Annotated in this window: 13 protein-coding genes; 5 read left to right on the top strand and 8 right to left on the bottom strand. The window is 41.7% G+C overall.

Features of this window, described 5'->3' with window-relative positions; genetic code table 11:
* Positions 1 to 390: 390 nt before the first annotated feature.
* Positions 391 to 1,056: a GNAT family N-acetyltransferase gene (locus tag N480_RS14475; RefSeq protein WP_063373200.1), complete on the bottom strand. Its 666-nt coding sequence runs from the start codon at positions 1,054 to 1,056 to the stop codon at positions 391 to 393.
* A 125-nt stretch (positions 1,057 to 1,181) separates the two neighbouring features.
* Here N480_RS14475 and N480_RS14480 point away from each other — a divergent pair, with 125 nt between their 5' ends.
* The 3 genes from N480_RS14480 (at position 1,182) to N480_RS14490 (ending at position 2,556) form a co-directional block, all read left to right on the top strand.
* On the top strand, positions 1,182 to 1,409 hold the full coding sequence (locus N480_RS14480; RefSeq protein ID WP_063373201.1) for a DUF2789 domain-containing protein: 228 nt from the start codon (positions 1,182 to 1,184) through the stop codon (positions 1,407 to 1,409).
* A gap of 108 nt (positions 1,410 to 1,517) precedes the next feature.
* Positions 1,518 to 1,781, top strand: coding sequence for a hypothetical protein (locus tag N480_RS14485; RefSeq protein ID WP_063373202.1), 264 nt, complete (start codon positions 1,518 to 1,520; stop codon positions 1,779 to 1,781).
* A gap of 1 nt (position 1,782) precedes the next feature.
* Positions 1,783 to 2,556, top strand: a complete 774-nt coding sequence (locus N480_RS14490; protein ID WP_063373203.1) for a Zn-ribbon-containing protein — start codon at positions 1,783 to 1,785, stop codon at positions 2,554 to 2,556.
* On the opposite strand, the gene syd is transcribed toward N480_RS14490, so the two are convergent.
* Positions 2,557 to 3,099, bottom strand: a complete 543-nt coding sequence (gene syd / locus N480_RS14495) for a SecY-interacting protein (RefSeq protein ID WP_063373204.1) — start codon at positions 3,097 to 3,099, stop codon at positions 2,557 to 2,559. It abuts the gene before it with no gap.
* A gap of 60 nt (positions 3,100 to 3,159) precedes the next feature.
* Between syd and queF the strand changes: the two genes are divergently transcribed.
* Positions 3,160 to 4,005, top strand: a complete 846-nt coding sequence (queF, locus tag N480_RS14500) for an NADPH-dependent 7-cyano-7-deazaguanine reductase QueF (RefSeq protein ID WP_063373205.1) — start codon at positions 3,160 to 3,162, stop codon at positions 4,003 to 4,005.
* A 38-nt stretch (positions 4,006 to 4,043) separates the two neighbouring features.
* Here the strand turns inward: queF and N480_RS14505 are convergent, their stop codons facing one another.
* Genes N480_RS14505 through N480_RS14520 form a run of 4 tightly spaced genes read right to left on the bottom strand, consistent with a single transcriptional unit; the run spans position 4,044 to position 11,224 of the window.
* The gene (locus N480_RS14505; protein WP_063373206.1) at positions 4,044 to 4,925 is read right to left on the bottom strand and encodes a peptidylprolyl isomerase; all 882 of its coding nucleotides are present in this window, start codon (positions 4,923 to 4,925) and stop codon (positions 4,044 to 4,046) included.
* Positions 4,912 to 5,751: a transporter substrate-binding domain-containing protein gene (locus tag N480_RS14510; protein ID WP_081231884.1), complete on the bottom strand. Its 840-nt coding sequence runs from the start codon at positions 5,749 to 5,751 to the stop codon at positions 4,912 to 4,914. Before N480_RS14510 ends, N480_RS14505 begins: the two co-directional genes overlap by 14 nt.
* Positions 5,751 to 9,485 (bottom strand): translocation/assembly module TamB domain-containing protein, encoded by a 3,735-nt coding sequence (locus tag N480_RS14515; protein WP_196761499.1) that lies wholly within the window; start codon positions 9,483 to 9,485, stop codon positions 5,751 to 5,753. Before N480_RS14515 ends, N480_RS14510 begins: the two co-directional genes overlap by 1 nt.
* A 14-nt stretch (positions 9,486 to 9,499) precedes the next feature.
* Positions 9,500 to 11,224, bottom strand: a complete 1,725-nt coding sequence (locus N480_RS14520; RefSeq protein ID WP_063373208.1) for an autotransporter assembly complex protein TamA — start codon at positions 11,222 to 11,224, stop codon at positions 9,500 to 9,502.
* 169 nt (positions 11,225 to 11,393) lie between these two features.
* Between N480_RS14520 and N480_RS14525 the strand changes: the two genes are divergently transcribed.
* Positions 11,394 to 11,720, top strand: coding sequence for a ribonuclease E inhibitor RraB (locus N480_RS14525; RefSeq protein WP_063373209.1), 327 nt, complete (start codon positions 11,394 to 11,396; stop codon positions 11,718 to 11,720).
* Between the two features lie 45 nt (positions 11,721 to 11,765).
* Here the strand turns inward: N480_RS14525 and N480_RS14530 are convergent, their stop codons facing one another.
* Together N480_RS14530 and N480_RS14535 are read right to left on the bottom strand one after the other, a co-directional pair.
* Entirely contained in the window at positions 11,766 to 13,505 is a 1,740-nt protein-coding gene (locus N480_RS14530) for a DEAD/DEAH box helicase (RefSeq protein ID WP_063373210.1), read from the bottom strand.
* Positions 13,506 to 13,869: 364 nt separating this feature from the next.
* Positions 13,870 to 14,175 (bottom strand): H-NS family nucleoid-associated regulatory protein, encoded by a 306-nt coding sequence (locus N480_RS14535; RefSeq protein WP_063373211.1) that lies wholly within the window; start codon positions 14,173 to 14,175, stop codon positions 13,870 to 13,872.
* Positions 14,176 to 14,467: the final 292 nt, after the last annotated feature.

Here is a 14,467-nt window from a genome sequence, read left to right on the forward strand (position 1 = left end):
CCTGTGCTGCTTCCCTATGCCTTCTTGGCTCCTCTCCACCTTATCCCTCGGCGCTCCTAATCCTATGACATTTCCTATGTCTGCACATCCTGTGCTATGTCCTACCTGCTTGGTTCCTCTTCACCTTGTCCCTTGGCGCTCCGAACTTCCCGTGTATGTCTGTATCCTACCCGCCTTCCTAGCGTTTGAGTCCTCTTGAGTCCATTCATCCTTCAACACGAATAAGTTTAAGTGAATTAGCCTGAATAAATAGGAGACATTCTCAATAAAAATTATTAAAAACTACTGAAACAAACAATATAACCATTTAAAAACAACAGGTTAAATTAAAAAACAAGCCAAAAACGAGATGTACTTCCCAATAATACTTACATCTATGTAGGAAAAGTCTCACAGTGTTTTTTCCAATTTGTCAGTTCGAGGCTTAAACAACAATTCTCCAGATGCTGATTTAAACGTCAGTTGCTCAATAAGTTGATAACCGTGGGCTTCAAAAAAGTTGACCTGGTTACCTCTGGTAACAAAAACAGCTAAGCCAGAAACTTCAAGGTTTTCATTAACCAAGGTATCCAATGCATTTAGTAAATAATGTCCATAACCTAAACCTTGATAATGCGGGTCTACGGCAATAAAGGACAAAAAGTAATAGCTTTCATGTACGCTCAGTTTTGATTTTATTGTGCGCTCCTTTTCCAATAGCTGCCGCGTCTGCAATCGGCCTGCAGCCATCATCAGACGTAACCGCCAATTCCACCCCCGTGTAGCATCAATTTCTGATTGAGAGATAAAAACGCACGCCACAGCCACCAAATTACCACCTACATATACGCCAATAATTGGTTGCCCAGCTTTGCTAAAACTAGAAAGCTCCTCTCTAATAAGGGCTCTTAATTTAGACTCGAATTTACTGTCATTAGGTTCATTTAAAATATTAATAAGTAAGGGATCTTCATGGTATGCCTGATAAAGTAAACTGCCGGCCACATGAATGTCTTCGGGCGCTAAGTATTTCACGCTAATTTCGGTGTTAGATACCAGCTCTTCTGTCGTTGTCATCTTTATATCCCTGTTATCAAGTAAGGTATGTTGCGCGAATTTATTACAAGGCTGTCTCTTTCTTATTATAAATTCCGTCTGCTTCTACTATAGTTGTTGTATATTTCTTGTTCAACGAGACCTGTATGGATACCAGTTACCACTCTTTGAAGTCATTATTTGCGCAGTTAGGGCTAGAAAACAGTGATGAGCAAATATCATTGTTTATCGATGGCAATAAGTTACAAAGCCATGTGCTTATCAAAGATGCTCCTTTTTGGAACGAAGGTCAGAAACACTTCATTGAAGAATCACTTAGAGAAGATGCAGATTGGAGTGAAGTTATCGACGAACTGGATGCACTATTACGCTAGCTGAAGATAACGCTACACTTAAAATAACAAACCACTGTTCAGCTACTTTAAGCCATTTGGCAATCAGGTTAAAATAGTAAAATAATTTTTAGTTATTGGTCGTTTGTTATGCACCCAGCAGTTCAAAAAGCCATCCGAGTATTAGTTTCGGAAGGTAAAACACCAACCGTTGCCACCGTAAAATCTAAACTAACAGAAGCTGTGCCCATGCCTGTGATTATTTCGGCGTTAAGTGCATATAAAAATGCACCGGAATCAATTGAAGCTGAAGTGCCTGAGCAAGAACAGTCAAAACCGCAAACTCACTCCCAACTTGATAGAATTGAAGCAAAGCTCGACAAGTTATTAGCCATGTTAGAAGAGCGCAATTAGCATGTTTGTTGTCGACCTCACATTTGATTGCTACCAAGATACAACTTTGGATATGGCTGAACAGGCGATAAACCGTTTGGTTAACGCGCTGCGATTTAACGGCCAGATTATCGGCGATGAGTTCCCTACTGTGCTAAAAGACGGTTACTTCATTACCCGTGTCATGTGTCCACTAGAAGACTCTTTACACCCACTGCACCATAGCCCTTTTGTCAAACATGCAATTGAGCAGCTGCAACAAGCAGGGTTATTAGCCCCAAAAGTAAAGGTCATTGGTCAAGATATTCATGCAAATGGTGCAGATCAATGCCAATCTCCTTCAAGCTATATTCTTTACACAACCTACGTGCATACTTGCAGCCCTTTATATTGCGGAGATGATTTTTTACCCGTGCCGCTTTACAACATTCCAGCAATTGCCAACGGTGATTACAAAGCATTAATAAAATGGCAAGAAGACTGGCAGGCGTGCGATCAAATACAAATAAATGGTGCAACTCGCTGTGAATTTGCTGCATTGGAAGAGATAAGCAGCCTTTCAAGTGACCTTACGCGTCGCGGACTAGATTTAAGCAAACGCATTCGCTACCTTACAAATAAGCCTGTTTACTATTATTTGTATCGCGTTGGCGGAGCTTGCGTTGAAGCAGAACGACAAAGAAAATGCCCAAGCTGCAACGGAGATTGGGCATTAGACGAGCCTTGGTTTGGTATTTTTGATTTTAAATGCGATAACTGCCAGCTCGTGTCGAATATATCTTGGGATTTTCAGTAATCAAAAGTTCAGGCTTTCTATAAATCCTTCTAGGTTAGCCGCCAAAACATGGTGCGGTGGCTTTCCAACGTATTCTAAACACACCTCGCCTGTTTTCAGTTTTACAGTGATCAACAAATCCTCTTTTTCAGTAAGGCCGATGAATATCGTATCGTCTTGTTTTAGCCGGCGCTTCATCAACACATGGCCCGTTATATTTTGTTGCAAGTTAATAAAATCTTCTTCATTCCACACCTGCAATAGCTCAACTTCATTACCATCAACCTGGGCGATAATATTCCCGCCAAACATCGCACCATAAAATGCGTGTAGAGCGGCAGGAAATTCAGTTTCAAGTGCGGTAGCTAAATCGTCTAAGTTTTCCGCAGGTGTCCTAGGTATTGCCTGCCACTGAATTTGACCCTGAGCATCAGGCTGGCCTATTTCACATGGGCTGGGGTAGTCAACGTCGTGCTGAATCAGTGGACGGTGACCTTGGTTTTGTTCGATTGCCGACGCATATTGCTTATGGAGCGTCTCCATCAAGTTTGTAAATGAAGCCATACTGCCAATCTCATTTTAATTCGCTATAATTCGGGCCATTGTAACCACTATTGGTGAAACATGACAGATTACAACAATGCACCTGAGCTAAAAGCGTCAGTGTTAGGTAAAACAACCGAATATGCATCTCAATATGATGCGACTCTTTTGCACCCAATTGCTCGTAAGTTAAATCGAGATCAAATTTCAGTAGATGAAAAAAACCTACCTTTTTTTGGTGAAGACACTTGGACAGGTTATGAGTTGTCTTGGCTAAATAACAAAGGAAAACCCCAAGTTGCCGTGGCGACATTTACGTTTCCATGCCAGAGTTCTCATATTATAGAATCAAAATCATTTAAACTGTATCTCAACAGTTTTAACCAAACGCGCTTTGACTCGCAACAAATGGTGCAACAACATCTGAGCGAAGACCTCAGTGCAGCAGCGCAGTGCCAAGTCATCGTAAAGCTTTACGGACCGGACGAATTTAACTGTTTGCCATTTACCGCACTTCCAGGCACTTGTATTGACGACTTAGATATTGACGTCGATACTTACAGCCCCTCTGAAGACATGCTTCGCACCGAAAGCGATGAATGTGTCAATGAAACACTGTATAGCCATCTGCTGAAATCAAATTGTCTTATTACTTCTCAGCCAGACTGGGCAAGTATCGTCATTAGTTACGAGGGCAAAAAGGTATGTCGAGAGTCTCTGTTAAAGTATTTAATTTCATTTAGAGACCATAACGAGTTTCACGAACAATGCGTAGAACGTATTTTTTGCGATATCAAGCGCACACTGAACCCAAGTAAATTAGAAGTTTATGCGCGTTATACGCGCCGTGGCGGACTGGATATCAACCCTTTTCGCTCAACAGAGCAAGACACAACAAGCTTTAATATTCGCATTAATCGCCAATAATAAAGTGCAGAATAAGTGCTGGATCGCACAGCACTTTTCTACAAAACTTTTCTTCGTGTCGGCACCGCTATTGAACAAACATCTGCGTAATTTGGCGTAAACTTAAACCACTTCTCAGGTCGATTAGTTCTTGCAGCTATAAGCTCTTCAAAAAGCGGTGTATTGGTGTCAAACACTTCAAACTGGACACTATCTTCAGCGGCAATATCTTGAAGCACATCCACTCGTAAAATAGGGTTATAATCACGCTCAGGTGTTGGGCTGCGCTGTAATTTAAGCACATGTTCCATGCCCTCTAAGACACGCCCAAATACCGTGATATTACGATCTAAGTAACGCTGTGGAGAGAGCGTAATATAAAACTCCGTGCCTCCACTGTTAATTGCATTGCCGCGCGCCATAGCAAAGGCACCTGCACAGTGAGTCATCCAAGTTTTGGTCGCACCGGGATTCTGTCCTACCGCAAAACCATCTAAGAAGCCCGCTCTAAATGCATAGCCGTCAGAGCCATCAAGCGCAGTAATCATCAGTCGAGAAGCTGTTTTATATGATAACTCTGCATCAATTCTTTTTTTGCCATGCTGCGGGATTTTAGTATCGGTATGATCTCCTCCCTGAGCAACAAACCCTTCTACAAAGCGATAAACACTGAGGCCATTGTAGAACTTTTCCCTCGCCAATAGTTTAATGTTAGCGACATGATTTGGCGCAAGTTGCTCATTGAGCTCAACGTAGACGTGACCGGTTTCCAATGTGATACGTAAAATGTTTTCTTTGTCCACCTGTCGCCAATTTGACTGCGGTGCCGAATTAATGATTTCGCTTGGAGCGCGAACCTTTATTTGCGATTTATCTGACTGTTGCATACAACCGCTCAACACAAGCAGAGCGGAAGCTAAAAATACGTTAGTTTTTTTCATTTTTTATTTCTTGTTGATACCAAAGGTGCTGATTTTCTAAAGGTGCACTTGGTGGCAAGCGACGGTTTTTTAATTCTATTAAAGTGCGCCTTTCCAAGGCTAATTCACTCACGAGTTCATGAAAATATTGCTTAAATAACTTCTCAAACCGGCCATCCTGCAAAGCTTTGTCTAAGCCGCTAGATAGCACACTATGCAGTGTCTGGTCGGATTTTTCAACAAACAGATACACCGCCGATGGGTAGTAAAGCAACAGTTTTTGCTCGGCATATGTCTGGTACCTTTTAACGAGATCAGGTAGTTCTAGTATACTGATGGGCACAGCATCAAAGCGATTAGACTTGAGCATATTCAACGCACCAGTAAACGTCTTAAACTCATTCACAGACAACTTATTATCTATAAAAATACTGTGATCGGGCCAATCATAGCGCAACCCAAAGTGAAACTTTTCGAGCTGAGATATATGATTTAACTGACTAAACTTTGCTTGATTCTCTTCGTTTATGACGAGGATCCGATACCCCAATAACCCTTTGACGATTGGGACTCGCACTGCACGAGCAATGTTTTCCCGCTCTGAACTGGTTACTGACCAAAAGATATCAATCCCATTATCTTTACCCAATAACCTAATTGCACGGCTTTGCGTTGGAATGTTGTCGATGTAACGGAGTTTGTACGACTCTTCTTGATATGACAGTGCCAACTTGATCAAATCTACAACATAAGGGTGTGCGCCCTGAGTAACTCTAACAACTTTGGCTTCTTTTGCGACCGCGGTATGACAAAAAATCATAACGAGCAAAAAGCTCAAATAGCGCATCAATCACCCCAATCAAATTTATACAACAAGTCTATACTATCGTAGAGACCACTCGTAGCTTCAATATAAAGCTTTGAAAATATTCGATAACGTACTGCTATTTCACTCAAAGATGCAAATACACCAACTCGGTAACTAACCTGTACACTAGGTGTAATGTACCCTGAAAGTTCCACTTGTGTATCATCTCCACTGCCTTTTGCTGCTAGATTGACATCCTTAAGACCCAATTTTTTTCCTGCTTTTGTAAACAATCCTTTACTTTTATCGATGCTTTTTGACAGTAAGAACTGCGCCAACATCGTATTGTTAGAACTTTCTCCTGCTCCCAATGCCTCTCCATTGAGCAAATATGCAAGCGCTTTAGCCTGATCCATTGCTGGCTCCGAAAAGATTGTCAGTTCAGGCGCAGCAATACTGCCTTGCACAGCGACGCCTGCTATCACGCCATTTGCGGTTGTATCAGGGTTACGAATAGCTCGAATATTCAAATAAGGTTTGTCTAGCGGCCCATTAAAACCGAGCTGGCCCGTTTCAATAAATAGATCCTGTCCAAAGGCAGTATATTTCCCCTCTCGCAAAGACACTTCACCTGCAGCCAAAATGGCAGTGTCTAGCTGCTTTTCTAAAGATAGCCCACCATTTAAATAAGCGTCTAGGCCCAAAGCCACAACACGCACGTCATCCAACAAGTTAATATCGATGTCCGCCTGAAAATCCATTATTGCAGATTTACTTTGGGGTTCCTGCGCACCAATTATCATCTGGTCTTCACTAACCAAAATGGCTTCTTCAGGCAGCTCACTCAAGGTAAATCGCGCGAATGGTACATTTACTTCGCCCATAATATTAAGCTGTTGTTGAGAAAGCTGGACATGTAAATCTGGAGAAAGGGCAACTTGCGCACCCGCCATCGGCGTCATAAACAAACGTTGCCCTTTTAGACTAAGCTCAGCTACCAAATCAGGATACAACGAGGCTGTACCATGAAAATCCGCCAAACCAGATTCTGGCGTGCGTAACTTACCATTCAAAGTCACCAAATCGTCTTTTACATCAAGATCTAGATTTAGCTCAGTCACTTGCATAGGCAAATAGCTAGACAGTACAGATAGCTGTGCGACTTTAAACTGTCCGAACACACTCGGGTGAGTGATATTACCCGCCAGCTCAACTCGACCATTCAATTGACCTGCTAAAGTCAGATCAGGCCAAGTTAGCACTCTAACGTAAGGAGTAAACTCGTCAAGTTGGATTGCACCAATATCGATAAAGCCATTTACATTATTGGTGTTTGCAATATCAGGAAAGTGCAATGAGCCATTAACCCCTCCGAGCTTATCGAGCTGCACCTGCCAATCAACATTAGCAGTATCCGCGTTGCCATTGAGATCAATATTAAAGGACTCAATCGTCAATGCTGTTGGCAGTGCGTCAGGGAACTCTTTTGTATTCTCATTTGATTGAGTGAGCGCTACTTTGCCATTGAGTAAGCTGATTTTACCAACTAGTGCACTGAGGCGGTTATCGGCCCAATGTAACTCGCTCTGACCTGTAAGCGCCCCCTCGGCGGATACTCCGTCTGGAAACCATGAAGATGCAGTATCAAGTGGTATATCAATCAAGTTTACTTTGGCTTCACCTTGCTTATTTTGCTGGTGCGCCCATAGACAAGCTTGGCCTGTAGATACTTGCCAGCAATGCTGTGAAATGGATAGATTAGTATCCGACACCAAAACTTCTATAGGGTCATTAAGTGCTAGCTTGAGCGACGCTATGTCAACATCCGTCTTGTTAACTTGCGCTGTCCATTTTTCACCTTCTAGCTGCCCTGTGATTGCCATATGGGCTGAGGCAAGTTGGCTATCAAGCTTTAAATCCATACTATGACTGCTTCGGCTTCCATTGGCATTGAATGTTAATTTTCCTTTTTCTACACCTGGAAAATCAGCTTCTGTGATTTCCATTGAAAGGTTGCCAGCAAAATCCTTCGCGAAGTCGATATCAGACAACAACTGGGCATTTTTCAGTGCAATGTCATTGTACCTAAACGTAGATATTGCACTATTCGCAACCACCTTTGGTGTTGAAGCAAGTCCAGTAATACCAATGTCTCCAAGCAAAGTAATATCTATAGGTATATCAGGTGTTGCCTGTTGGTTGATATCAAGTTTCGCTGTCAAATCTAGCTCTTTACCGAGCTCGCCTAAAATTTGTATGGAACTCGCCCCATACTCTAATTTAGCTTGCTCCAAATATCCGTGTAGTTGTTCATTTACCTCGCCTCGCACCATCAAAGACAGTGATTGTTCTGCAATTTCTCCATGTAATTTAAATTGCTCTACATGGGCTTTCCATGTACTGTCTAATTGCTCAAACTGCACTGCATATTCGCCAGATAAAACGCCAAGAGGCATATTGTTTACACTTTGCGCTCCAGCCAACCGCATATTAGGGATGGGTAAGTTTTCCAATTTGCCACTGGCATTGAGGTTTAGTCCATCTTGCCAATCAATTTTAGCGGATAGTTCGGTGAAGGCTTTATCCACTTGAATACGACTGTTTTTCATTTCTAAACTGGACAGAGTGCCGTTCATTGTTGCTTGGATATGGGCTGGCTGAATTTGCCCATAAGCGCGGTTTAAATCGGCAACACCTTGTATTGAAAGGGTGTAATCGTTTGCTTTCCCCTGCCCCGTTAACTTGACTTTAGACAGCTTCGCGACTTGTGCTATCTCTGCGCGGCCGATCTGTACATCCAAAGAAAATGGCCAATTTTGTGTCGTAGGAGATACCGATAGTACAGCTTGGGCATGTAAACTTCCGGATACGTTACTTTTAATTTTTAGGCTCTCTAACCCTCCTTGAATGACTGCTGAAAGCGCTCCTTTGTCCTGAGCGACTGCAAGGCTGGCATGAATTGAATTTGAGCGTAAATCGTAATCTAAGACCGCATATGCGCTATTTTGTAAGTAGTTAAAAGCCAGAGACTCTACGTGAACGGTGTGCGACGCAACTGACAGTGACAACTCAAAATCAGTAACTGACATAGGCGCTTGTTCAAATGGTTGATAAACAATATTTGAGATTTGTAGCGCTGGTAAATCAACGTCGATAGGAATGTACAAGTCTGGCATCACAACTGGCGCGAGATTATCTGGTACTTTACTCGCCTGTTCCTCGGGCAATCGCAATTGCTCAATATGAATTGCCTCACTTTGAAGATGAGTCACTTGTATAAGAGAGTCGTGAACTTCGGCGCTTACATTTAGATCAGAAAGCTTGATAAGGTGATTGCTGGCCTCTAACTGAAAGGAAGTCACATGTAATGAAGCTATGGCGAAGGAAATTGGCAGAGATATTTGTTCTTGGCCGTGTTTGTCAACTTCATCACCTGACACAGGCTCCTCTTCTGAGCTGGTTTTTGTCTGCAAAGAGTCAACCTTTAAGTTATCCACTTTCACTGATAGGCAAACCGTTGCGCAGTCAAACCAAGTCAAATTTATACGCGCTTTATTCACCGCGATGTTAACCGAAGGAGACTGAAATTGAATAGAAGCCAACCCACCAGAGAGTAATTTACCCTCTTGCAGTTCAATGTTTACCGGTGGCACCAAATAGTTGATGAGCCCCACAAGCATTCGGTTACCTGTATGAGTTACAAAAAGCAATGTAAACATGACAAGCACTGCACATACGCTCATCCACAAGCGTTTTTTAAAATCGAAACTCACAGACTCTCCTGCCATTATATCTCTGGCCCTATAACAATACTTAAACGCGTACTACGACTGGGTTTACTTAACCCCCACGCATGGTCAACCCGAACAGGCCCAACAGGGGTCAAATATCGAAAACCAAAGCCAGCTCCAAGTGCCCACTTTTCACTAAAATCATTCGTTGCTGTGCCCACATCTACAAATAGTGCAGCACGCCAATTTGGCAAAAATTGATAATTGTATTCAGAACTCGCAGTAACTAAATACTTGCCGCCTGTTAACTGGCCCAACTCCCCTCTTGGGGAGATAGATTGAAATGCAAACCCTCGTACGCTCTGATCTCCACCAGCAAAAAAGCGCATATTTAATGGAGTTTTATCAAAATCACTCACAGCCATCGCGCCGAGTTCAGCACGCAGCAACACCATGTGACGCTGTTGATATTGTCGTAACCAAGCTTGTTTCCAATGAATTTTAAACAGTGACGTTGATGAAATAATACTCTGATGAGCAGCTTCTAAGGTAATTAGTTGCTCACTTCCCCAATAGGGAGTCATACCACCTCGGCTTTGCTTCTTTGCGTAACTGATACCAGGGATCAACATTTCAGTATCTAGGTTCAGACCGACTTGTTCACTTTTTTCATGCTCTCGCTTAAGGAATGCGGTTCTGACCCAATTGCTTTTCAGCAACCATTGCCTTTGCAACTGAATATTCCAAGAGGAGCTTTTGACTCCTTCGGTAAGCTCATCTTGCAGTTGATACCCCCCCAGCACGCGGTAAATATCTGAATTGGGGTCGCTTACGGGTATGGTGTAGGCCGCCGTAACATCCTGCTGACGTTGGGATAAATTGAGATCTGACACAAAGGAGTGTCCACCATCACTTACCCACGGTTTGCTCCATTTTCCGCGAAATTTTGCTCCGAGATCCGTACTATACCCTCCGCCGACCTCGAAACTATTCTCTGGCTTGTCTGAAACCTCTACACGGATAGGGACTTCGAATGATTTGCGAGACTTTAATAGCGGATATACTTTTACACTCGCAAAATAAGGCGTTTCACTTAGTGCCAGACTGTATTCGCTTAACAGTTTTGCTTGATAAGGCGTGTTTGAGTTAAACGGGGCAAGTTCTTTAATAAATCGTCGGGCTTTTGATTGACCTGTAAACATCAGCTCACCAAATCGATAACGCGTTCCTGACTCAACAACAAGTAAAGCCTGAGCCCAGTTTTGCTGTGGATTGACTTCCAATTGACGCTGTTGCCATGTGTAATCAAAGTAGCCACGCTCTAGCAGAGCACTCTCAAGCTGTGCTTTTGCGGCACTGTAAGTGTCATGGCGCACAACAGTATTAACACGCAAAGGAGTAGACTCAATAACTTGCTGCAAATTCACATCGTCTTGTCCAGCCCCCACAATTCGAACTTCTATTTTTTGCCACAAAATAGGCGCTTTAAGATCAAGCGCAACGTTCAGAGCATTTTTGTCTGCCTCAAACTCAACCACACTGGAATAATTGTAAAATCCTACAGCCTGCAATGCTGAGCGAATGTCTTTTTCAATCGCTTTCTTGCGGCTGTGTGTATACGCGATATTTTGGTATTTTGACAGGTATTGAGTGACATTCTCTGTCGCTGTATCAACTTTTGACTCGACGTTAATTTCGTCAATTAACTGTTCCGTATTTGCCAATGCTGGCTGCAAGCATAAGCTTAACAATACGATAAAATAGATGATTTTTTGTGGCACTAATGGACTCTTTGGTTTCGCTTGATTGTTATTTTGCAGCGTATTGCGTTGAATGTGGGTAAAATTAACACACCGCAAGCGTATTTAACGACAAAAACTTTACAGTGATGCTTTTTATTTCATCTTGGATAACGGACAATATAGGCAATTCTACTAATTGAGTAATGATATGCAATTTCCAAATGATGACAATGGTCAGCTGTTATCTGAAATCGCTGCTGCGGGTGTCGATCTTACGCAAATGCAAAAAATTGATTTTTATATCCTGTTCGAACAAAAAGACAACGCAGAACGTTTTATTGACACTATCAGCAAAGACGAGTTAGCACCTCAAACCAAATTGGGAAAATGCCCAGATACTGGTGTATGGGAAGTGCTAACCACAGTCGCTATGGTACCTGGACACGAATTACTTAGCCAGACAGAACAGTACCTAGAGTCTATCGCCAATGGCCACGAAGGTTATGGGGATGGTTGGGGGCTCATGGCTGAGTAAACCCGTATTGCAGGTCTAAGCAAGCATCGCTTAGACCTATAACCCCTAACTTTTGTCTGCAACCCGATAACTTCCATCATAATCAAATAACTTGTCACTAATTTGCCACCCATACTTTTTGTGTTGTTTCGCAATCACAAAGTCAGGGGGAGACAAGAGCGTGATGTTTACCTCTTCGGCATTTTTCCACGCGCCAACAGCACTACCGTTTTTTAATCGCTTAGCAAAATTGCGATGGAAATAATAACGGCTACCTTTGTTCGTGAAGTCGTAAACCTCACTGACATCAGCACCATCTTCATCGAAATACGTGACCTTAAGCACTTGAGGTTTTATGACTTCAGCGGTCATCCCACAGCACCTCAGCACCAATGCACTTTTTAAGTTTAGGGCATCCCTAAGCTTGTCATCAGGATCTGCCATGATTTCACCGCAACTGTGACATTGCCGTGCGGCAATGTCATTTTCTGCACCGCAATGGCTACACTCTTTAAACTTGAAGCGGAAATCACATTGCATTGACTCACCATCGACTTCATCTGCCAATATCCCCTGACAGCGCCTACCATAATGCTCAATGACCTTTCCCTGCTCATCGAGTTTGCCCCAAAATGTGTTAGCAAACCCACATCCAGGGCATAAAACCTGTACAGGTTCACTGTCTGAGTTGGGCTTTTTAGCACCTACCTCAGGATGAAATAAATCAAAGTCATTGCCTGCATAGTCAATAATTAGGCAATCATCCTTCCCTTCATCCAAACGTAGACCTCGACCAACAATTTGTTGGTACAAGCTAACCGATTCTGTCGGCCTTAATATCGCAATAAAATCGACATGAGGTGCATCGAAACCAGTTGTGAGTACAGATACATTGACCAGAAATTTGATTTCCTTGCTCTTAAACCGGGCAATAATATTATCTCGTTGCTTATTTTCCGTATCACCAATAACCAATTCGGTTTCGTTTACAGGTAAATAACTTACAATTTCTTTTGCATGCATCACCGTGGCTGCAAATATCATTACCCCTCGTCTTGAATTCGCCTGAACTAATATATGTTCTATTATGCTTTTAGTCGCTCTGGTGTGGCTATTTAGTAGATTATTCATGTCGCTTTCACTGTAGCGACCTAAGCTATCAGTAGCTAAAGACGAGAAGTCATAATGTTCAATTGCTGGATCTAATTTATTAGGCGGCGTTAAATACTGGTTGCTAATCATATAACGCAACGGCAATTCATAAATACACTTTGCAAATGGACTTCCCTCTTCTCCTCGTATAAAGCCATGGTAATGTTCACGGTAAATCCAGCCATGTCCGAGTCGATAAGGCGTTGCTGTCAAGCCTAACAGCATGAGTTTTGGGTTATATCTTTTAAGGCAGGAAATGACCTTCATATACTGGCTGTCTTGTGCAGTACTCACACGATGGCACTCATCAATAATAACCAATGAATAAAAAGTATTTAGCTTGTCTAAATTGCGTGCTAACGATTGAACTGAAGCGAAAGTGACTTGCTGATCTATCTCTTTTTTATTTAACCCAGCCGAAAACACACTCGCAGTGAGTCCATAACTTTCATACTTTTGGGCATTTTGCTCTACCAGCTCTTTGACGTGGGTTAAAACCAAGATTTTACGTCGTGCAATACGCGCAAGCTCAGCAATGACTAGACTTTTTCCCGCACCAGTGGGTAATACAATGACCGCTGGGCTATTGGTTTTTTTAAAGTGGGCAACCGTATTTGCAACAGCTTCTTGTTGATAAGGTCTGAGCGTATAAATAGCAAACCTCTTAATCTAAGCTACATGTTCGACAGGTACAAAGTATAACACTTTGTACACCCTCCGTACTACAAAGCTTTTTCTGCCTCACTCCCAACACAGAATTACAAAAATGTTAAATTTAAAGTGACTAGATGATTAAAAAATCAATTGAATTTTTTCTAACTTAATTAGATGTAATTGAAAGCGAACTTCACTTTAAAATTAAATAAAATCTATAGTGGTATAGTTAATAAGATGAAGAAGACTTAAGAAGAGGCAATTTTTGTAGTGATTTTAAAAACAGGCGAGGTATTATTAGTACCTCACCATGTCAACCGAATAGTTCCTTTCGCTTTAGATTACGATTTAAAATATTTTATATTTATATCTTATAATCATCTAAATTTACATTTGCGAACGCCTTTGGTGTTTTACCACGGCCTGTCCACTCATGCACTTTACCATCGATCTCAATTCGATATTTTGGACTGACTTTGCTGCGCTTGTCCGTAGCACCAGAACCAACTAAGTCATCTAGCGTTAATCCCTTTTCTTTAATCAAAGCTAGCACTTCTACTTTTGCCTGTTCTTGCTCTTGTTGCTGAGCAATTGCTTCTTGTAGTAGCTCATGAGCTTTAGTTAGATCATTGAAGCTAGCAGTTTTAATAAAAGACTTTATTTCACGCATTAGATTTCTCTCACAAAATGTTGATTACAAATTTCATTGAAGTATTAAAAAGCTCTAATACTGAGAGTATATTATATTTATATAATTTCAAATTAATAGCCATTATTTTGCAGACTTTTAATATTATTTAAAATAGGTACAGATTAACTATTTACTTATATTGTATTAATACAAATAATGTAAGGTCTCATAAAAAATTAATAAACACATGTTTATTAAGGGAATTTTTATTGGTATGCAATCAAAAACCAATCTTAAACAGATTAAACCTTGATATTTAAGTAGCTAATCA

This window comes from Pseudoalteromonas luteoviolacea S2607 (genome assembly GCF_001625575.1).
Classification (GTDB): domain Bacteria; phylum Pseudomonadota; class Gammaproteobacteria; order Enterobacterales; family Alteromonadaceae; genus Pseudoalteromonas; species Pseudoalteromonas luteoviolacea_E.